Source organism: Atlantibacter hermannii (assembly GCF_009907385.1).
Taxonomy (GTDB): domain Bacteria; phylum Pseudomonadota; class Gammaproteobacteria; order Enterobacterales; family Enterobacteriaceae; genus Atlantibacter; species Atlantibacter hermannii_A.
The window spans coordinates 230,119-249,544 of sequence record NZ_JAAATR010000033.1; the positions used below are offsets into that span (position 1 = coordinate 230,119).

At 55.6% G+C, this 19,426-nt stretch carries 15 protein-coding genes; 8 read left to right on the plus strand and 7 right to left on the minus strand.

From position 1 onward, the window contains the following. Nucleotides 1–47: 47 nt before the first annotated feature. On the minus strand, nt 48–1,226 hold the full coding sequence (gene manA / locus GV764_RS10740) for a mannose-6-phosphate isomerase (RefSeq protein ID WP_161660145.1): 1,179 nt from the start codon (nt 1,224–1,226) through the stop codon (nt 48–50). A 203-nt stretch (nt 1,227–1,429) separates the two neighbouring features. On the opposite strand from manA, the gene fumA reads away from it, so the two are divergent. Further along, nucleotides 1,430–3,076, plus strand: coding sequence for a class I fumarate hydratase FumA (gene fumA / locus GV764_RS10745; RefSeq protein WP_161660146.1), 1,647 nt, complete (start codon nt 1,430–1,432; stop codon nt 3,074–3,076). Between the two features lie 153 nt (nt 3,077–3,229). Further along, nucleotides 3,230–4,627, plus strand: coding sequence for a class II fumarate hydratase (gene fumC / locus GV764_RS10750; RefSeq protein WP_161660147.1), 1,398 nt, complete (start codon nt 3,230–3,232; stop codon nt 4,625–4,627). On the opposite strand, the gene tus is transcribed toward fumC, so the two are convergent. The 6 genes from tus to ydgH form a co-directional block, all read right to left on the minus strand. After that, on the minus strand, nt 4,624–5,550 hold the full coding sequence (gene tus, locus GV764_RS10755) for a DNA replication terminus site-binding protein (protein ID WP_161660148.1): 927 nt from the start codon (nt 5,548–5,550) through the stop codon (nt 4,624–4,626). The two genes, fumC and tus, sit on opposite strands and share 4 nt — an antisense overlap. Nucleotides 5,551–5,640: 90 nt before the next feature. Beyond that, nucleotides 5,641–6,915: a two-component system sensor histidine kinase RstB gene (rstB, locus tag GV764_RS10760; protein ID WP_161660149.1), complete on the minus strand. Its 1,275-nt coding sequence runs from the start codon at nt 6,913–6,915 to the stop codon at nt 5,641–5,643. 15 nt (nt 6,916–6,930) lie between these two features. Next, the gene (rstA, locus tag GV764_RS10765; RefSeq protein ID WP_161660150.1) at nt 6,931–7,653 is read right to left on the minus strand and encodes a two-component system response regulator RstA; all 723 of its coding nucleotides are present in this window, start codon (nt 7,651–7,653) and stop codon (nt 6,931–6,933) included. 75 nt (nt 7,654–7,728) lie between these two features. Beyond that, the gene (gene folM / locus GV764_RS10770; RefSeq protein ID WP_161660151.1) at nt 7,729–8,451 is read right to left on the minus strand and encodes a dihydromonapterin reductase; all 723 of its coding nucleotides are present in this window, start codon (nt 8,449–8,451) and stop codon (nt 7,729–7,731) included. Nucleotides 8,452–8,492: 41 nt separating this feature from the next. Next, complete coding sequence (locus tag GV764_RS10775) at nt 8,493–9,875, minus strand: amino acid permease (RefSeq protein WP_161660152.1); 1,383 nt, start codon at nt 9,873–9,875, stop codon at nt 8,493–8,495. Nucleotides 9,876–10,065: 190 nt separating this feature from the next. Next, a complete protein-coding gene (ydgH, locus tag GV764_RS10780; RefSeq protein ID WP_161660153.1) occupies nt 10,066–11,010 on the minus strand; it encodes a DUF1471 family protein YdgH in 945 nt (314 codons plus the stop codon). A gap of 521 nt (nt 11,011–11,531) precedes the next feature. Between ydgH and pntA the strand changes: the two genes are divergently transcribed. The 6 genes from pntA (at nt 11,532) to GV764_RS10810 (ending at nt 19,423) form a co-directional block, all read left to right on the plus strand. After that, the gene (pntA, locus tag GV764_RS10785) at nt 11,532–13,061 is read left to right on the plus strand and encodes a Re/Si-specific NAD(P)(+) transhydrogenase subunit alpha (RefSeq protein WP_161660154.1); all 1,530 of its coding nucleotides are present in this window, start codon (nt 11,532–11,534) and stop codon (nt 13,059–13,061) included. 10 nt (nt 13,062–13,071) lie between these two features. Next, complete coding sequence (gene pntB / locus GV764_RS10790) at nt 13,072–14,460, plus strand: Re/Si-specific NAD(P)(+) transhydrogenase subunit beta (protein WP_161660155.1); 1,389 nt, start codon at nt 13,072–13,074, stop codon at nt 14,458–14,460. A 245-nt stretch (nt 14,461–14,705) separates the two neighbouring features. Then, a complete protein-coding gene (locus GV764_RS10795; RefSeq protein ID WP_161660156.1) occupies nt 14,706–16,385 on the plus strand; it encodes a sugar phosphorylase in 1,680 nt (559 codons plus the stop codon). Between the two features lie 18 nt (nt 16,386–16,403). Next, a complete protein-coding gene (locus tag GV764_RS10800; RefSeq protein WP_161660157.1) occupies nt 16,404–17,693 on the plus strand; it encodes an ABC transporter substrate-binding protein in 1,290 nt (429 codons plus the stop codon). Between the two features lie 22 nt (nt 17,694–17,715). After that, the gene (locus GV764_RS10805; protein ID WP_161660158.1) at nt 17,716–18,594 is read left to right on the plus strand and encodes a carbohydrate ABC transporter permease; all 879 of its coding nucleotides are present in this window, start codon (nt 17,716–17,718) and stop codon (nt 18,592–18,594) included. Continuing rightward, the gene (locus tag GV764_RS10810) at nt 18,581–19,423 is read left to right on the plus strand and encodes a carbohydrate ABC transporter permease (protein WP_161660159.1); all 843 of its coding nucleotides are present in this window, start codon (nt 18,581–18,583) and stop codon (nt 19,421–19,423) included. The genes GV764_RS10805 and GV764_RS10810 overlap by 14 nt, the downstream gene beginning before the upstream one ends. Nucleotides 19,424–19,426: the final 3 nt, after the last annotated feature.

Sequence of the window (19,426 nt, forward strand, 5' to 3'; positions counted from 1 at the left end):
GACGTGCTGGATAAAGCTTAGCAACGCCTTTCTAAAAGATCAGTAACTTAGTTGAGCTTATTATAAACCCGGGCTAAACGGCCATTGCCACTGATGCCAACAGGGGCGTCGGCGGCGCTGATAAAGGCAGATTCACCCGCGTGAAGCGTCAACGTCTGAGCCTCTTGAGTGAGGGTCGCTTCACCCTCTACGCAGAACAGGATAGCAGCGCTTTGCTGACTCAGCGTGGCGGGGTCGGCGGTCAGGTCATGCAAAGAGAAAGCAAAGTCCTCAACCGGGATCGGGAAGTCCAGCATATTGCCGTCGCGCGTCGGCGCGGTCAGCAGGCTGTCGGCGGCGCGCGGCGCGAATTTCACGTTCGCCACCAGTTCCGGGATGTCGATGTACTTCGGCGTTAAACCCGCGCGCAGCACATTGTCAGAGTTGGCCATCACCTCCAGCGCCACGCCTTTCAGGTAAGCATGCGGCGTTTCGGCAAACAGGAACATCGCCTCGCCAGGGTTGAGTTTCACCACATTCAGCAGCAGCGGAGAAAACAGGCCACTGTCGTCCGGATAAAACGCTGAAATCATACGGATAGTCTGCCAGGGTTCGCCCTGCTGACTGTTGAGTGCGGCTTTCAACACGGCCAGCGCCCTGGATTTTTTCTCGCCTTCCATACTCAGCAAGCCGGCGAAGAGCTGGCTCAGCCGCTCTTCATTGGGGTTTTCCAGAAAATGAGCGATAGCAGTATGCGCGCCCGCCACCGGCTGGAGCAGGGCGATAATGTCAGAAAATTCGCGGAAGGCGTTCATCGCCAGGAAGGGCGTTAACGCAAACACCAGTTCCGGCTTGTGGTTAGGATCTTTGTAATTACGCTCAGCCGCGTCCAGCGGGATGCCCGCGGCATTTTCTTTGGCGAAGCCGTCTTCGGAAGCCTGCTTGTTGGGGTGAACCTGGATAGACAGCGGCTGGTCGGCGCACAGCACTTTAAACAGGAACGGCAATTCGCCGAAGCGCGTTGCCACCGCGTCGCCCAGCAGGGCTGACTTATCTGCATCAATCACGTCACGCAAAGCGTGAAGGCTACCGTCCTGGCCCTCAATTTTCGAACTGCTTTTCGGGTGCGCCCCCATCCATAATTCCGCCATCGGCAGATTTTCAGAATTGGCAATGCCGTACAGCTCTGTAAGCGCAGTTTTGCTACCCCAGGCATAGTTTTGCACTGAGTTAATGAGTTTTTGCATGATTAAGCCTTTAACAAGGTGGAATTAACTTGCTGTATTAAACCAACAATTCGTGGTGAAGTAACCCCGGATGGTAAAAAGTCGTCTTTGTCTCAGTTTTTGTTAAAAAATTGTGTAGCATGTCAGCACTCGCTTTTGCACACGGCACATGGACAATGTGCTGAATGAATAATAGTTAAACTTAGGCTGTCAGTGAGAGAACAATGTCAAACAAACCCTTCCATTATCAGGACCCTTTTCCGCTCAAAAAGGATGATACCGAATACTATTTGTTGAGCACCGATCACGTCAGCGTCAGCGAATTCGAAGGCCAGGAGATCCTTAAAGTCGAACCGCAGGCGCTGACCTTGCTGGCGCAACACGCCTTCCATGACGCTTCGTTTATGCTGCGCCCGGCCCATCAGCAGCAGGTAGCGGATATTCTGGCCGACCCGGAAGCCAGCGAAAACGACAAGTATGTGGCCCTGCAATTTTTACGCAACTCAGAAATTGCTGCCAAAGGTATTTTGCCGACCTGCCAGGACACCGGCACCGCGATTATCGTCGGGAAAAAAGGCCAGCGTGTCTGGACCGGCGGCGGTGATGAAGCGGCGCTGGCGCACGGCGTTTATAACACCTACACCGAAGATAATCTGCGTTACTCCCAGAATGCCGCGCTGGATATGTACAAAGAGGTGAACACCGGCACCAACTTACCGGCGCAGATTGACCTCTACAGCGTGGACGGCGACGAGTACAAATTCCTGTGCATCGCTAAAGGCGGCGGTTCAGCTAACAAAACCTATCTGTACCAGGAAACCAAAGCGTTGCTCAGCCCCGGCAAGCTGAAAAACTGGCTGGTGGAGAAAATGCGTAGCCTTGGCACCGCAGCCTGTCCGCCGTATCACATTGCGTTCGTCATCGGCGGCACCTCGGCGGAATCGACCTTAAAAACCGTGAAGCTGGCATCCACCAAATATTACGACGGCCTGCCGACGGAAGGTAATGAGCACGGCCAGGCATTCCGCGATATCCAGCTTGAAAAAGAGCTGCTGGAAGAGGCGCAAAAACTCGGTCTCGGGGCCCAGTTTGGCGGCAAATACTTCGCCCACGACATCCGCGTGGTGCGTTTGCCGCGTCATGGCGCGTCCTGCCCGGTGGGCATGGGCGTCTCCTGCTCGGCAGACCGCAACATCAAAGCCAAAATCAACCGCCAGGGCATCTGGATTGAAAAACTGGAAAATAATCCAGGCAAGTACATCCCGAAAGAACTGCAACGCGCAGGGGAAGGCGAAGCGGTGCGCGTGGACCTTAACCGCCCGATGAGCGACATCCTGGCGCAACTGTCGCAATATCCGGTCTCTACCCGCCTGTCGCTCTCCGGCACCATCATCGTGGCGCGCGACATCGCCCACGCCAAACTCAAAGAGCGCATCGATAACGGCGAAGGGCTGCCGCAGTACGTGAAAGATCACCCGATCTATTACGCCGGCCCGGCCAAAACCCCGGAAGGGTACGCCTCCGGCTCGCTCGGCCCGACCACCGCAGGGCGCATGGACTCCTACGTTGACCTGCTCCAGGCCAACGGCGGCAGTATGATCATGCTGGCGAAGGGCAACCGCAGCAAACAGGTTACCGACGCCTGCCACAAACACGGCGGCTTCTACCTGGGCAGCATCGGCGGCCCGGCGGCGGTGCTGGCCCAAAGCAGCATCAAGAGCCTCGAATGCGTCGAATACCCGGAGCTGGGTATGGAAGCGATCTGGAAAATCGAAGTGGAAGATTTCCCGGCGTTTATCCTCGTGGATGACAAAGGCAACGACTTCTTCGCTCAAATCCAGTCCTCGCAGTGCGCCAGCTGCGTCAAATAACTGTTTTTACCGCCTCTCGTTCACGGGAGGCGGTTTTTCCCTTCGATAACCGCACTAACCAGCAAACTAAACGGCCTTCTTAATCAATACTTAAAGCGTTAATTTTCTGTGAGTCATGTCGGCTTGATAACTTTCTTGTTAAGGAGACATTGAATGGCAACGTATCGTAGTGAAAGTGATTCCATGGGCGCGATTGATGTGCCTGCCGATAAACTGTGGGGCGCGCAGACCCAGCGCTCGCTGGAACATTTTCGCATTTCAACGGAAAAAATGCCGACGGCGCTGATCCACGCGCTGGCACTCACCAAACGCGCGGCGGCCAAAGTGAATATGGATTTGCAGCTGTTGCCGCAAGAGCGGGGCGAGGCGATTATTTCGGCAGCGGATGAAGTGCTTAACGGCCAGCATGCCGGCGAATTCCCGCTGGCAATCTGGCAAACCGGATCCGGCACCCAGACCAACATGAACATGAATGAAGTGCTGGCGAACCGGGCGAGCGAACTGCTGGGCGGCGAGCGTGGTATGGGGCGCAACGTTCACCCGAACGATGACGTGAATAAAAGCCAAAGCTCCAACGACGTGTTCCCCACGGCGATGCACGTGGCGGCGGTCATTGCCCTGCGCGAGCAGCTGATCCCGTCGCTCAACCAGCTCACCGCCACCCTGAAAGCCAAATCCAGCGCCTTCAGCGATATCGTCAAGATTGGCCGTACCCACCTGCAGGACGCCACGCCGCTGACCCTCGGGCAGGAAATTTCCGGCTGGGTGGCGATGCTGGAGCATAACCTGAGGCACATCGAACAGAGCCTGCCGCACGTGGCTGAACTGGCGCTGGGCGGTACGGCGGTGGGCACCGGGCTGAATACCCATCCGGAGTATGCTGAGCGGGTGGCTAACGAGCTGGCGGCAATCACCAACCAGCCGTTCGTCACCGCGCCGAATAAATTTGAGGCGCTGGCGACCTGCGACGCGCTGGTTCACGCCCACGGCGCGCTGAAAGGGCTGGCAGCTTCGCTGATGAAAATCGCCAACGATGTACGCTGGCTGGCCTCCGGCCCGCGCTGCGGCATCGGTGAAATCACTATTCCGGAAAACGAACCGGGCAGCTCGATCATGCCAGGCAAAGTTAACCCGACCCAGTGCGAAGCGTTGACCATGCTGTGCTGCCAGGTGATGGGCAACGATGTGGCTATCAACATGGGCGGCGCGATGGGCAACTTTGAGTTGAACGTGTTCCGCCCGATGGTTATCGACAACTTCCTCCAGTCGATTCGCCTGCTGGCAGACGGGATGGACAGCTTCGATCACCATTGCGCTACCGGGATTGAACCGAACCGCGAGCGCATCGACCAGTTGCTCAACGATTCGCTGATGCTGGTAACGGCGCTCAATACCCATATCGGCTACGACAAAGCGGCGGAAATCGCCAAAAAAGCCCACAAAGAGGGGCTGACGCTCAGGGCCTCCGCCCTGAAACTGGGCTACCTGACGGAGGCCGAATTCGACGCCTGGGTGCGCCCGCAGGATATGGTCGGCAGCATGAAGCCTTAACGCGCAAGGTAAAGGTGCAGGCGGGGGATCAGCAGTTCCAGCGGCTCCGCCTGCGGCTTATGCCGGTGCTGAACGTGTTCGGCATCGTAGTTAAGCAGTTCGCCGATTTCCGGCACCGGCGTGCCGGGCTCATCGGAACACAGCACGATGAGCGGCGACGGGCAGGCGATTTGCACCTGCTTTTGCTGCGCCGCATACCACACGCGCGCCACCGGCTGCACCTTAACCGGGCGCTTGATTTTGAAGCGCGCGGCTTCCGGCAACGAGGCGATTGCGTGATACTCCTGTTCCACCTTTTCGCGCCACTGCTCCTTGCTCCACGGCGCCACCGCCCGGGGTGACTTCAGACTTTTCTCCAGCATCCCCAGCACCTCTTCGCGGGTGAAATTCTTGATGAAATGCTTATTGGCCCAGCCGAAGCGGAGGGTCGCCGGGTTTTCCAGCACCGTAATTTGCCGATAGGCGTTTAGCGTGATCAGGCCCGGCAGATAGTGATGCACCCACTCAAAGCGCTGCGCGGGCGTCAGGCCAGATTCCACCGCGACAATCTCCGAGAACTGGGTTTTGAGCTGGTTAATCGTCTGGATGGTCTCCAGCAGCTGCTGGCGCTGGGCGGTGCTCACCGCATAACAGATGGCGCCGGGCAGACGCAGGGCCGCTTTGCTGCTGCGGTTTTCCGACTGTTGCTGGATAAAAAGATGGGTAAAGTGACGCATCGTGGCGTCATGGGCTGCTTTACTCAGGAGCTGAGTCACGCTGATTTTTTCCAGCGGATCGTGCTCTTTGCCTTTATCGACAGGCGGAAGGGCGAACACCCTGGCGCTGAGCCGGCGGCAGGGTTCGAGCATCTCTTTAAACCCGAGCAGCAGATGTTCCATCTCCTGAAAAGTAGACGTGAGGCGTTGGGCGAGATCGTAGCGCATTGTGGGCACCTTTAGTTACAACATACTATATAGATATAGCATGAGAACCTGCGTCTGACCACCGTGCTGTAAAGTCTGGCAAGGTAAAATTCAGCGCTGGAGCGGCCAGCTAAATTCAAACCGAGCGCCGCCGAGCGGGCTGTGACGGGCCGCTACGCTGCCGCCCATCGCCGTCGCCACCGAGCTGACAATCGCCAGCCCCAGACCGCAGCCGCCGGTTGCGCGGTCGCGGCTCGGATCGAGGCGCACAAAAGGTTCAAAAACCCGCTGGCGTTCGCCGTCCGGAATGCCGGGTCCATCATCATCCACCGTCAACACGCCGGTAACGCCGTCGCTGGCGAACTGAATTTCAATACGCTGCTGGCAGTAGCGCAGCGCGTTGTTAACTAAGTTATCCAGCACCCGCGCCATCAGGCGTAGATCCAACAGGCTTTCACACGGCGTTGAGGGCAGCAGCGTCAGCGTTTTGGCCGGATGCAGCGCCTGGAGATCGCTGAGGTGATTTTCCAGCCAGCCTGCTAATTCCACCGGTTTCAGGTGCAGCTCGTGTTGGGGGCGGTCGAGGCGGGCGTAGGTCAGCAGTTCGTCAATCAACGCTTCCAGTTGGCCAATGTCGCGGTTCAGCGCAGCGTTTTCGGCCTCCGACAGGTTATCGCTCATCTCCAGCCGGTAGCGCAGCCGCACCAGCGGGGTGCGCAGTTCGTGAGCAATGCCGTCGATCAGCTGTTTTTTACTGGCAATCAGGGTATTGATGTTATCCGCCATCTGATTAAAGGCCACGCCGAGCCGTTCAAAGCTTGAGGTATCGTCAAAATGGATACGCTCATCCAGATGGCCTTCTCCAAACCGCTGCGCGGCGGATTCCAGCCGGAGCATCTCTTTCCAGTGCGGTCGCAGCCAGATAAATACCGGCACCGCCAGCGAGAAGGCAATAAACACAATCAGCGCCACGTCGAGCAGGCGCATTTGATGCATAAAATAGAGATAAGGTACTGGCCCAACCGCCAGCACGTAGTGGCTGCGGGGGATGCGTTGAATAAAGGTGTATTCATCATCCAGCGCCACGATCTCGCCGCTGCGCAGGCGCTCGGCGGGCCGGGCGTCGAGATGAAAATGATTCAGAGGCTCAATCCGCAGATCGAACGACAGGTTAAAATCCAGCTGTTTAATGGTTTTATTCCAGTCTTTCGGCGGAATTTCGCGCAGCTCGCTGCGCATCAGGTACAGCGAGCTTTTCATTAAATCATCCAGCGACTGGCGCCCGGCACGTTCAGCGGTGAATTTATAAACCAGGCCGACCAGCATCGTCATCACCAGAAAACAGACGAACAGCAGCAAATAAAACTGAATAAAGAGTTTCTTCATACGGCCACTATTCGTTTAATCCGCTGTTTCCCAGGCATGAGGGGCAAAGAGATAGCCCTTATTGCGCACGGTCTTGATACGGTAGGGTTCGGTCGCGCTGTCGTTGAGCTTCTTTCTTAGCCGTGAGATAGCCACATCCACGCTGCGATCCAGCCCGTCATAGCTCACGCCGCGCAAATTTTTGAGCAGCGCGTCGCGGTCCATAATATTGCCGGCATGGGTCGCCAGCTCCCAGAGCAGGTCGAAATCGGCGGTGGAGAGCACCACATTCCGCTCGCCCAGCCGCACCTGGCGGTTGAGGGGATCGATGCACAGCGTGCCGAAGTGCAATGCTTTATGCGGTGAACGCGACGGGGTGGGTTCAGGGGATGCGGTGCTCAGGCGCTGGCGTAAGTGCAAACGCAGGCGGGCAAGCAGTACCGCAGGCGGGGTGGTTTTAAGGATGTAATCGTTGGCGCCCATTTCCAGCGCCAGGATGTGGTTCATATCGCTGTCCAGCGAGGTGAGCAGCACGATCGGCCCCGGCCATAGCGGGCGCAGGTCGCGGCACAGACTCATGCCGTCTTTTCCCGGTAGCATAATATCCAGCAGTACCAGATCCGGCTGCTGCGCCAGAATCACGTCGATGGCCCGATCGCCGCGCGTCTCCAGCATCACCTCGATATCATGCTTGCCAAGGTAGGCTGCAATCAGCGAGCCTACCTCAGGATCGTCTTCCACAAATACAATTTTGCTCATAGACCGGCGCTTATCGACCAAAAAAAACAGGTTACACCTTCATCGCGCCGGGTTCCATTAACGCCGGGTAAACCACTAGCGAAGATGGCGTCCGCCGTCCACCGGAAAACTGCGTCCTGTCACGTAACAGCTGGTCAGCAGATATTCCACCAGGTCGATAACTTCTTTCTCCCCCGGTTCAGTTTTCATCAGCGATTTATTCAGCGCGCGTTGCCGGTAGGCGGCGTCATCCAGCTCGTTAAATAAGATCAGCGACGGGGCAATGGCGTTCACTTTGACTTCCGGAGCAAGCTTACGGGCAAAAGAGCGCGTCATATTATCCAGCGCCGCCTTACTGGCTGCATAGGCGATATGTTTTTCGCTGCCGCGCTCCACCACGTAATCGGTAAAGTGAATGATATCGCTGGCCGCATGGCCGTGACCGCGCAGCAGTGGCTCAAGGGAAAGGTTGATTAAATAGGGCGCGTGGACATGCACCTGCATCATTTCGGTGATCACATCTCCGGAAATCGGCCCGGCCTTTTCCGTTTGCCAGGCGCTGGCGTTATGAATAATGGCGCGCAGGCACGGCGTCAGTTTCTTAACCTGTTCCGCGAAAGCCAGGATGCCTTCATCGGTGGAAAAATCAGCCTTGATACACTGCGCGCCCATCTCCGTCAGCACGTCGATGGCAGGGTAATGGGCGCGATAGCTCACGATAACCGGGTGCTTTTCAGCCAGAAAATGGTGGGCGAGGGCCAGCCCGATACGGCGGCCGCCCCCGGTAATCAAAATTGGTCGGTGTGGTGTATTCCCCATAACGTAACCCTCGTCAGTAGATCATGACGAAGATGGGGCGTTTACCCCATCAGCATCCATGTGGCTGGCAAAGCGGCAACCAGTAATAAGCCTATCAGCAATTTTTCAGTTTGCTTAAGCACGATATTGTTATCGTGCGTGCGGCGGGCATACAGAAACACCAGCAAACCCGGTGCATACAGCACCACGGAAAGCAGCAGGTGCATCGGGCCAGACGCATACAGCAACCATAACCCATAAATACAGGCACCGACACCTACGGCGGTGTGAAGCGGCCGGGTGGCGACTTTGAGCAGGTAAGCGCCGACCAGGAAGTAGGGCACCAGAATCATCTCAGAAGCGATGGTCAACAGGGTGTTGTAATCCGAACCGGTGGCCCAGATCAGCACCAGGCACAGCTGAATGCTGATATTGGTCAGCCACAGCGACGCCGACGGCGCGCCGTTTTGATTCTGGCGTGAGAAAATGCGCGGGAAGGCTTTATGGGTCGCGGCCAACAGCGGCACCTCGGCGGCCATGATGGTCCAGCTCAAATACGCCCCGCATACAGAAACAATTAGCCCGGCGGCGATAATTACTTCGCCCCACGGCCCCATCATTTCCACCATCAGCCCCGCCATTGAAGGGTTACGCATCTGCGCCAGCTCCGGACGGGCGATCACCCCCAGCGACAGCAGCGTCACCAGCAGATACACCGCCAGCGCGGCAAATACCGCCAGCAGCGTAGCGCGGCCCACGTCACGTTTGTTGCGGGCGCGCGCGGATACCACTACCGCACCCTCCACACCAATAAACACCCACAGGGTGATCAGCATGGTATTTTTCACCTGTTCCCACACCGGGACGCCTAACGCCACGCCGGTAAAGTCGAGGCTAAAGGTCGGCAACCGGAAGGCGATAATCGCCAGGACAATAAACAGCCCCAGCGGTAACAGCTTCGCCAGGGTGGCGGCCAGGTTAATGCTGGCGGCAGTCTGGACGCCGCGCAGCACCAGCCAGTGGACAACCCACAGTAATACCGACGCGCCGACGATGGATTGCCAGGTATTCCCATCGCCGAACAGCCGCAGCTCTGGGGTATCGGTAAAGAAACTGAGTGCCGAAAACACGATGACCAGATAGGAAACGTTGGCGATCACCGCACACAGCCAGTAACCCCATGCCGAGCAAAAACCGATTAACTCGCCAAAACCTTCACGGGCGTAGGTGAAAATCCCGCCGTCGAGATCGGGACGGATACGGGTAAGCAACAGCATCGCCATCGCCAGCATCAGGATCCCGACGCCAGTAATCGCCCAGCCAATCAACAGCGCAGCGGGGCTGGCGACCTGCGCCATATTCTGCGGCAAACTGAAAACGCCCGCGCCCAGCATCGAGCTTAAAACCAGCGCGGTTAATGCGGTAAGGCCCAGTTTTTTATCCATAGGAATCCTGTTTGAAAAATAAGGCTGATCCAGAATAATTATACCGCCCGGGCGCATAACCATGGAGGATCGCTCTGAGGCGCGCGATTCTACGGAGTGCGAAGTCAGCTTTCAATGATGTATCACATAAAAACTTACGCACATGAAAAAAGGCAGCCATGGGCTGCCTTTAAAAGCGTAGTCGGGACGCTTATTTAAAGAGGTCGGCGCTGATAGTAATGTTGCCGCCGCGCTCCTGCCACTGACGCGTAATATGGTAATACTTCGCGCCTTTTTTGGCGGCGCGTTTCGCCACCTGGTAGGAGATTTCGGTCATGTTGCCGTAGTTGCCGGTGAATTTCACGCTATCGAACGGCACCATTTGCGCTGCGGTGATTTTGTTCACTTCTTCGATTTTAGTGCCGTCCGGCAGCGTGACAGTGTAACGACCGCCTTTAGACGACTGGGTTTCAAAGAAGCGGCCGACATCGCTGCTTGGCGAAGCGGTGGTCGCCACGCCCGGGATTTCAACCTGTTTAGCCGCTTCACCGCCCGCAGCAATGGCTGCGCGTCCGGCATCGGAATCCGCAGGGATGGCATCCGGGCTTTGCAGTACGCGTTTTTTGGCATCTGCTTTATAGATAAAAGCGGTAATACGCTGGTTGCCGCCCTGGTTGGCATCGACCTGACGAACGATATAGAACGACGCGGCGTCTTTGGCTTTCGCTGCTTTGGCGATGGCTTCATTGACTTCCGGCTGGCTACGGTAGAAGCCCTGAACGGTCACGGTGTCGAAAGGTTCCAGAGCAATCGCCTGATCTTTCGGCAGCTCCATGACGCCCGCGATCACACGGTTTTTAACGGCTTCTGCTGTTGGTGCATTTTCATGATAAACGTCTGCAATGACGCGCCAGTTGCCGCTGTTGCCAGTGTCATTCGTATCAACGATATAAAAGGAGGCGGCGCCAACGCTATCGGCTTTACGCGAGATGGCTGTCGCCGCTTCGTTGATTGCGTTAAACCTTCCCGTGATGGTGATACGGTCAAAGGGTTTCAGCGCGGCTGCCTGCTCTGGCGTTAATTCGGTGGCAGCCTGTGCGGATAACGCGCAGAGCGACAACACAGCAGACACCAGAAGGGAATTCTTGAGCTTCATAAACATTAATCCTTTGCCTTGCGCAAAAATGAAAACTGATATTGCATGCTAAAAACCGTCAGCCGCTGATTATTGCATTGAAAGGACGTTATTGTCTGCGCCATTTTTGTCATCTGGTGCGCCAGGCACTCTTTGGGGTAATAACCTCGCGTTATGGATGCAAAAATAGCCGCCTGACCGGAATAAATGATAAAGCTTATGACTTTTAGCGTTAAATTGATGTTAAAACAGCGATTTGACGCGGTGTAGAATCATGTTTTGTCGCGGCAATAAAGCGTTAAATCGGCCTTCCGGAAGGAAAACCCGATAAAAAAAGCTATCAGCACCGGTATTCACTTCCGTTTTCGCGATTAACCCAAAAATTCAGTAGATCGAATCTGGATCACAGTCGTTATTTTCAGTAGGTTATAGAAAGTTTGTTACAAAGATATTTTTCCAGGCGTTAAGCGGCGCCAGAACGGGCTGCTTGCGCCAGGGTTAAATGGGCAAACCATCATTAAAAACCGATGGAAGGGAATACTATGCGTATTGGTGTACCAAAAGAGCGGTTGGCCAATGAAACCCGCGTCGCAGCAACGCCTAAAACGGTGGAACAGCTGCTGAAACTGGGTTTCACCGTCGCCATTGAGCGCGACGCGGGCAAACTGGCAAGCTTTGATGACGACGCGTTTGTACAGGCAGGCGCGGAGGTAGTGGGTTCCGATGAGATCTGGGCATCGGACGTTATTTTAAAAGTTAACGCCCCCACCGGGGAAGAAATCCCGCTGCTGAATCCGGGAACCACGTTAGTGAGCTTTATCTGGCCCGCGCAAAACCCCGCATTGCTGGAGCAGCTGGCGGCGCGCAACGTCACCGTGATGGCCATGGACTCGGTACCGCGTATTTCGCGCGCCCAGTCTCTCGATGCTTTAAGCTCAATGGCGAACATCGCGGGTTATCGGGCGATTGTGGAAGCCGCGCACCAGTTCGGCCGCTTCTTCACCGGGCAGATCACGGCGGCAGGCAAAGTTCCGCCGGCAAAAGTGATGGTGATTGGCGCAGGCGTTGCCGGTCTGGCGGCAATTGGTGCGGCCAACAGCCTCGGCGCTATCGTGCGCGCCTTCGACACCCGCCCGGAAGTGAAAGAGCAGGTGCAGAGTATGGGCGCGGAATTCCTTGAGCTGGATTTCAAGGAAGAGGCGGGCAGCGGCGATGGCTATGCCAAAGTGATGTCTGAAGCGTTTATCAAGGCCGAAATGGCGCTGTTTGCCGCTCAGGCGAAGGACGTCGACATCATCGTCACCACGGCGCTGATCCCCGGTAAACCCGCGCCGACGCTGATCACCCGCGAAATGGTTGACTCCATGAAGCCGGGCAGCGTGGTGGTCGATCTGGCGGCGCAAAACGGCGGCAACTGCGAATACACCGTCCCGAACCAGGTCTTTGAAACCGCCAATGGCGTGAAAGTGATTGGCTATACCGACCTGCCGGGCCGTCTGCCGACCCAGTCATCCCAGCTCTACGGTACCAACCTGGTCAACCTGCTGAAACTGCTGTGCAAAGAAAAAGACGGTAATGTGGTCATCGATTTCGATGACGTGGTGGTGCGCGGCGTCACCGTGATCCGCGACGGCGAAGTCACCTGGCCTGCGCCGCCGATTCAGGTTTCCGCTCAGCCGCAGGCGGCCAAAAAAGTCGAAGCCGCTCACATTGAACCGCCGAAACCGGCTTCACCGTGGCGGAAATACGCCCTGATGGCGCTGGCGATTATTCTGTTCGGCTGGCTGGCGGATGTGGCCCCGAAAGCCTTCCTCGGTCACTTCACCGTGTTCGCCCTCGCCTGTGTCGTCGGCTACTACGTGGTATGGAACGTCTCCCATGCGCTGCATACGCCGCTGATGTCGGTGACCAACGCCATCTCGGGAATTATCGTGGTGGGCGCGCTATTGCAAATTGGCCATGGCGGCTGGGTAAGTTTCTTAAGCTTCATCGCCGTGCTGATCGCCAGTATCAATATTTTTGGTGGATTCACCGTCACTCAGCGCATGCTGAAAATGTTCCGGAAGAACTAAGGGGTAACACATGTCTGGAGGATTAGTCACAGCTGCATACATTGTTGCCGCGATTCTGTTTATTTTCAGCCTGGCCGGGCTTTCCAAACATGAGACGTCCCGTCAGGGCAACATGTTTGGTATCGCCGGTATGGCAATTGCGCTGATTGCCACCATTTTCGGGCCGGATACCGGCAACGTGGTGTGGATCATCGTTGCCATGGTGATTGGCGGCGCGATCGGTATTCACCTGGCGAAGAAAGTCGAAATGACCGAAATGCCGGAGCTGGTGGCCATTCTGCACAGCTTCGTCGGTCTGGCGGCGGTGCTGGTGGGTTTCAACAGCTATCTGTATCACGACGCGGGCCTGGAGCCGATTCTGGTCAACATTCATTTGACCGAAGTGTTCCTGGGCGTGTTTATCGGCGCGGTGACCTTTACCGGCTCCATCGTGGCGTTTGGCAAACTGCGCGGCAAGATTTCGTCTAAACCGCTGATGCTGCCGAACCGTCACAAGCTGAACCTGGCGGCGCTGGTGGTCTCGTTCCTGCTGCTGATCGTGTTCGTGCGTACCGAAAGCGTGGGGCTGCAGGTGCTGGCGCTGCTGATTATGACCCTCATCGCGCTGGCGTTTGGCTGGCACCTGGTGGCCTCTATCGGCGGGGCGGATATGCCGGTGGTGGTGTCGATGCTCAACTCCTATTCCGGTTGGGCGGCAGCGGCGGCGGGCTTTATGCTCAGCAACGACCTGCTGATCGTGACCGGCGCGCTGGTAGGCTCTTCGGGGGCGATTCTGTCTTACATTATGTGTAAGGCAATGAACCGCTCGTTTATCAGCGTGATCGCGGGGGGCTTCGGCACCGACGGTTCTTCCACTGGCGAAAGCGACGAAGTGGGCGAGCATCGTGAAATCAGTGCAGAAGATACTGCGGAGATGCTGAAAAACTCCCACTCGGTGATCATTACCCCTGGCTATGGCATGGCGGTGGCGCAGGCGCAGTATCCGGTAGCGGAAATTACTGAACGTCTGCGCGCGCGCGGCATCAAGGTGCGTTTCGGCATTCACCCGGTTGCGGGCCGTTTGCCAGGCCATATGAACGTGCTGCTGGCGGAAGCCAAAGTGCCGTATGACATCGTGCTGGAAATGGACGAAATCAACGACGACTTCGCCGATACCGACACCGTTCTGGTTATCGGCGCTAACGACACGGTTAACCCGGCGGCGCAGGACGATCCGCGTAGCCCCATCGCCGGTATGCCGGTGTTAGAAGTGTGGAAAGCGCAAAACGTTATCGTGTTTAAACGTTCGATGAATACCGGCTACGCTGGCGTTCAGAACCCGCTGTTCTTCAAGGAAAACACGCATATGCTGTTTGGCGATGCCAAAGCCAGCGTGGATGCGATCCTTAAAGCGCTGTAATGGTTCGCGCAATGCCTGACCGCTCTTCGGAGCGGTTTTTTTATATCTTTTTTCAATGGGTTTAATAAATACATTCTTTCTGAGCGGCTAACAGGGACCTTTACCGAAAATACCCGTCGTGATGTCCACTTTCACACATCCCAATTTTCAGTGTTAACAATTTCTGTGATGCAGGCTGCATTGACAGAAATAAGCCTCAGGAGTAGATTTCTTTTTCGTGGGACCGCTACCATGGAAAATCAGCAATGGACAAAATAATTCAGATAGTCGAACGCATTTATCCGGATTCCTTTAATCAGGCGTTACGCGATAAATTAACGGCGCAGGTTCTCAATGGATGCCAGAGAATTAAAAGCGCCCGTAAGCAGGGATGGGATGAATCAGATGTGGTCCTTATTACTTATGCCGATCAATTCTCTGCACCAAATGAAAAAACGTTAACAACATTCAGCCGATTTTATAATGATTATCTCGCCAGCGCTTTTCCCCTGGTGCATTTCTTGCCGTTTTATCCCTGGACGTCCGATGATGGATTTTCCGTAAAAGATTATCACCAGGTGTCTCCTGACTATGGCGACTGGCACGATATCGATGCCCTTAAAAAATCCACGCGCCTGATGTTTGATTTTGTTTGCAATCATATGTCAGCCGAAAGCGAATGGTTTAAAGGCTATCTTAATCACAGCCCTGAATATCAGGATTTCTTTATTGCTATCGACCCCGGCGTGGATTTATCCGCCGTCACACGTCCCCGGGCATTGCCGCTGTTAACGCCGTTCACCTTTGCGAGTGGCGAAACAAAATATGTCTGGACAACCTTCAGCGCAGACCAGGTTGACCTCAATTTCGCCAACCCTAACGTCATGCTGGCGATGGTGGACGTGCTGATCCACTACCTGGAGCAGGGAGCCGATTATATTCGCCTGGACGCCGTGGGCTTTATGTGGAAAACCCCCGGTACGTCCTGTATCCATCTGGAAAACACCCACCTGCTGGTGAAGCTATTCCGCGCCGTTGCCGATAAGGTCGCGCCGGGTACGGTAATTGTGACTGAAACTAACGTGCCCCATAAAGACAACGTCTCTTACCTGGGCAACGGCGGCGATGAAGCGCATATGGTTTACCAGTTCCCGCTGCCGCCGCTGGTGCTGCATGCCATTCGTACCCAGTCGGTGAGCACGCTGAAAAACTGGGCCAGCGTGCTGCCGCCAACAGGCGACGGGCGGACCACCTGGTTTAACTTTCTCGCTTCGCATGACGGCATTGGTTTGAATCCGCTGCGCGGGATTATTGGCGAACAGGAAATTTTAGATTTAGTGGCAATGCTGGAAACGGATGGCGCGAAGGTCAACTGGAAAAATAACCCCGACGGCACCCGTAGCCCTTATGAATTAAACGTAACCTATATGGACGCCCTGACGCCGCCGGACTGCGATGACAATGAACGGCTGGCGCGTTTTGTGCTGGCGCATGCCTTGTTATTAACCTTCCCTGGCGTTCCGGCAATTTATATTCAAAGCGTGCTGGGGTCGCGTAATGATTATCAGGGTGTGGCGCGCCTGGGCTATAACCGGGCAATTAATCGTCAAAAATACCGCGAGTCGGAAATCGAACAGTTAATTTCGCAACCTGAAAATTTACGCGCGCGCACGCTGGAAGCATTGACGCATCTTATTGCGGTTCGTAAGCGTCATACCGCCTTTCACCCCGACAGCGAATTCAGTATTAATGAAAAATCTCACGGCGTGCTGGAAATTATTCGAGGCAACGCGCAAGAAGGAAAAATCACCGCGCTATTTAATTTCACCGATCGGCCTCAGTCATTATCCTTAGGGAAGGGGCAATATAATGAATTAATCCGCGGGGAATTTATTAATGGTAACGCAATAACGTTAGGTCCCTGGCAATCCCTGTGGCTTAGCTAATACAAAAAGGAAATGACCATGCGGAAAAATAAAATCGTGCTGTTATCAGCACTGGTCGCCTGCGCCTTACTGGCAGGCTGCAATGATGAAAAAAAGGATTCCGTCACCATTGAATTTATGCACTCCTCCGTTGAGCAGGAGCGCCAGGCCGTGATTGGCAAACTGATCGAACGCTTCGAACAAGAGAATCCGGGTATCAGGGTTAAACAAGTGCCCGTGGAAGAAGATGCCTACAATACCAAGGTGACCACCCTGGCACGCTCCGGGGCCTTGCCGGATATCATCGAGATCAGTCATGACTACGCCAAGGTCATGGATAAAGAACAACTGCTCGATCGGGAGGCTATTCAGGGGGTGATTTCTACCCTGGGCGATAGCGCTTTTTACGATGGGGTGCTGCGCATTGTGCGCACCGAGGACGCAAAAGCCTGGACCGGGGTTCCGATCAGCGCCTGGATTCAGGGCATCTGGTACAAAAAATCGGCCTTAGCCAATGCAGGGCTACAGCCGCCTCGCGACTGGGATTCGCTGCTGGCTGTCGCTGGCGCGTTAAACGATCCGGCGCATAAAAAATACGGTATTGCGCTGCCGACGGCGGAAAGCGTCATGACCGAACAGGCCTTTTCCCAGTTTGCGCTGTCCAATAACGCCAACGTATTCGACGCCAGCGGCGCGGTGACTATCAATACGCCCCAAATGGCGCAGGCGTTGACGTTCTATCAGGCGCTGGCCAAAGACACCATGCCGGGTTCCAACAACGTCATGGAAATCAAAGATGCCTTTATGAATGGCGCAGCGCCGATGGCGATTTACTCCACTTATATCCTACCCGCCGTCTACAGCGAAGGCGATCCGCAGGATCTCGGTTTTGTGGTGCCGAACCAGAAAAGCCCGGCGGTATACGGGATGATTACTTCGCTGACGCTTACCGTGGGTCAGTCCGAGCCGGAAACCGAGGCTGCAAAAAAATTCGTGGTGTTTATGGAGCAGGCGCAAAACGCGGCGGATTGGGTGCTGATGTCACCTGGCGCGGCGCTGCCGGTGATCCGCGCCGTGTCGGATACCCCATCCTATAAAGACAATCCGGTCATCAAAGCCTTCGGCACGTTGCCCGCCCAGCTTATCGCCCAGTATCCCAACGTGCAGGTTTTTGGGTCGGTCGGCGATAAAAACTTCACCCGCATGGGCGATATCACCGGCTCCGGCGCGCTGAACGCCATGGTGAATAACGTGACGGTCGGCAACAAGGACGTAAACGCTACGCTGGCCCAGAGCCAAACGCGCATCGCCGCGCTGGCTGCGCAGTAACGTCAACGCAAGGAAGGGTGTTATGAAGGTATTTTCTGGTCGTTCAGATTTGCCATTTGCCCTGATGCTGCTGGCCCCCAGCCTGTTATTGCTGGGGGGCCTGGTGGCGTGGCCAATGCTCTCGAACGTCGAAATCAGTTTTTTGCGCCTGCCGCTGAATCCGCGCATTGCCGCGCATTTTGTCGGGCTGGCCAACTATGCGGGCATCCTCGGCGATCCCGGCTTCTGGCACGCATTGTGGACGACCTTCTGGTATACCGCGCTGGTGGTGATTGGGAGCTCAGGCTTAGGGCTGGCAGTGGCGCTGTTTTTCAACCGCGAGTTTCGGTTTCGCAAAACCGCGCGCTCGCTGGTGATCCTCTCTTACGTCACGCCGTCCATCTCGCTGGTGTTTGCCTGGAAGTACATGTTCAACAACGGCTACGGGCTGGTGAACTACCTCGGTGTGGATATCCTGCATCTTTACGAAAAAGCACCGCTGTGGTTCGACAACCCCGGCAGCAGCTTTGTGCTGGTGGTACTGTTCGCCATCTGGCGCTATTTCCCCTACGCATTTATCTCGTTCCTCGCGATTTTACAGACCATCGACAAATCGCTGTATGAAGCCGCGGAAATGGACGGGGCGAACGCCTGGCAGCGGTTTCGCATCGTCACGTTGCCGGCGATTATGCCGGTGCTGGCAACGGTGATCACGCTGCGCACGATCTGGATGTTTTACATGTTCGCCGACGTCTGGTTGCTGACCACCAAAGTCGACATCCTCGGCGTCTACCTCTACAAAACGGCGTTCGCATTTAACGACTTAGGCAAAGCATCGGCGATTTCCGTGGTGCTGTTCGCCATTGTGTTCGCTGTGATCCTGATTTCCAGAAAACGGGTGAATCTCCATGGCAACAAATAAACGCCTTGCACCGCGCATCGGGTTTTATCTCGGGCTGGTGCTGTTTCTTGGCATCACATTGTTTCCCTTTTTTGTGATGCTGATGACCTCGTTCAAAAGCTCTAAAGAGGCGATCTCGCTGCATCCGACGCTGCTGCCGCAGCACTGGACGCTCCAGCACTACCTGGACATTTTTAACCCGACCATTTTTCCGTTTGTCACCTACTTCCAGAATAGCCTGGTGGTGTCGCTGGTTTCTTCCGGGCTGGCGGTTGTGATCGGCATCCTTGGGGCCTACGCCCTGTCCAAACTGCGCTTCAAAGGACGGATGGCGGTCAATGCCAGTTTTTACACCGTGTATATGTTTTCCGGGATTTTGCTGATGGTCCCGCTGTTCAAAATCATCACCGCGCTCGGGATATACGACACGGAGATGGCGCTGATTATCACCATGGTGACGCAAACCCTGCCGACGGCGGTATTTATGTTGAAAAGCTACTTCGACACGCTGCCGGACGAAATAGAAGAGGCGGCCATGATGGATGGCCTGAACCGACTGCAGATCATCTTCTATATCACCGTGCCGCTGGCGATTTCCGGGCTGATCTCGGTGTTTGTTTACTGCTTTATGGTGGCGTGGAACGACTTTCTGTTTGCCTCGATTTTCCTCTCCAGCGCCAGCAACTTCACGCTTCCCGTTGGGCTGAACGCGCTGTTCAGCACCCCCGATTACATCTGGGGCCGCATGATGGCGGCATCGCTGGTGACCGCACTGCCGGTTGTGGTGATGTACGCGCTATCCGAACGTTTTATTAAAAGTGGGTTAACCGCGGGCGGCGTTAAAGGCTAACCG

Excerpts from the sequence above, each read along its gene's own strand:
- pntB (WP_161660155.1), top strand. The coding sequence starts at position 13,072 with ATGTCTGGAGGATTAGTCACAGCTGCATACATTGTTGCCGCGATTCTG.
- GV764_RS10795 (WP_161660156.1), top strand. The coding sequence starts at position 14,706 with ATGGACAAAATAATTCAGATAGTCGAACGCATTTATCCGGATTCCTTT.
- GV764_RS10800 (WP_161660157.1), top strand. The coding sequence starts at position 16,404 with ATGCGGAAAAATAAAATCGTGCTGTTATCAGCACTGGTCGCCTGCGCC.
- fumC (WP_161660147.1), top strand. The coding sequence starts at position 3,230 with ATGGCAACGTATCGTAGTGAAAGTGATTCCATGGGCGCGATTGATGTG.
- rstB (WP_161660149.1), bottom strand. The coding sequence starts at position 6,915 with ATGAAGAAACTCTTTATTCAGTTTTATTTGCTGCTGTTCGTCTGTTTT.
- ydgH (WP_161660153.1), bottom strand. The coding sequence starts at position 11,010 with ATGAAGCTCAAGAATTCCCTTCTGGTGTCTGCTGTGTTGTCGCTCTGC.
- GV764_RS10805 (WP_161660158.1), top strand. The coding sequence starts at position 17,716 with ATGAAGGTATTTTCTGGTCGTTCAGATTTGCCATTTGCCCTGATGCTG.
- tus (WP_161660148.1), bottom strand. The coding sequence starts at position 5,550 with ATGCGCTACGATCTCGCCCAACGCCTCACGTCTACTTTTCAGGAGATG.
- manA (WP_161660145.1), bottom strand. The coding sequence starts at position 1,226 with ATGCAAAAACTCATTAACTCAGTGCAAAACTATGCCTGGGGTAGCAAA.
- GV764_RS10775 (WP_161660152.1), bottom strand. The coding sequence starts at position 9,875 with ATGGATAAAAAACTGGGCCTTACCGCATTAACCGCGCTGGTTTTAAGC.
- fumA (WP_161660146.1), top strand. The coding sequence starts at position 1,430 with ATGTCAAACAAACCCTTCCATTATCAGGACCCTTTTCCGCTCAAAAAG.
- GV764_RS10810 (WP_161660159.1), top strand. The coding sequence starts at position 18,581 with ATGGCAACAAATAAACGCCTTGCACCGCGCATCGGGTTTTATCTCGGG.
- folM (WP_161660151.1), bottom strand. The coding sequence starts at position 8,451 with ATGGGGAATACACCACACCGACCAATTTTGATTACCGGGGGCGGCCGC.
- rstA (WP_161660150.1), bottom strand. The coding sequence starts at position 7,653 with ATGAGCAAAATTGTATTTGTGGAAGACGATCCTGAGGTAGGCTCGCTG.
- pntA (WP_161660154.1), top strand. The coding sequence starts at position 11,532 with ATGCGTATTGGTGTACCAAAAGAGCGGTTGGCCAATGAAACCCGCGTC.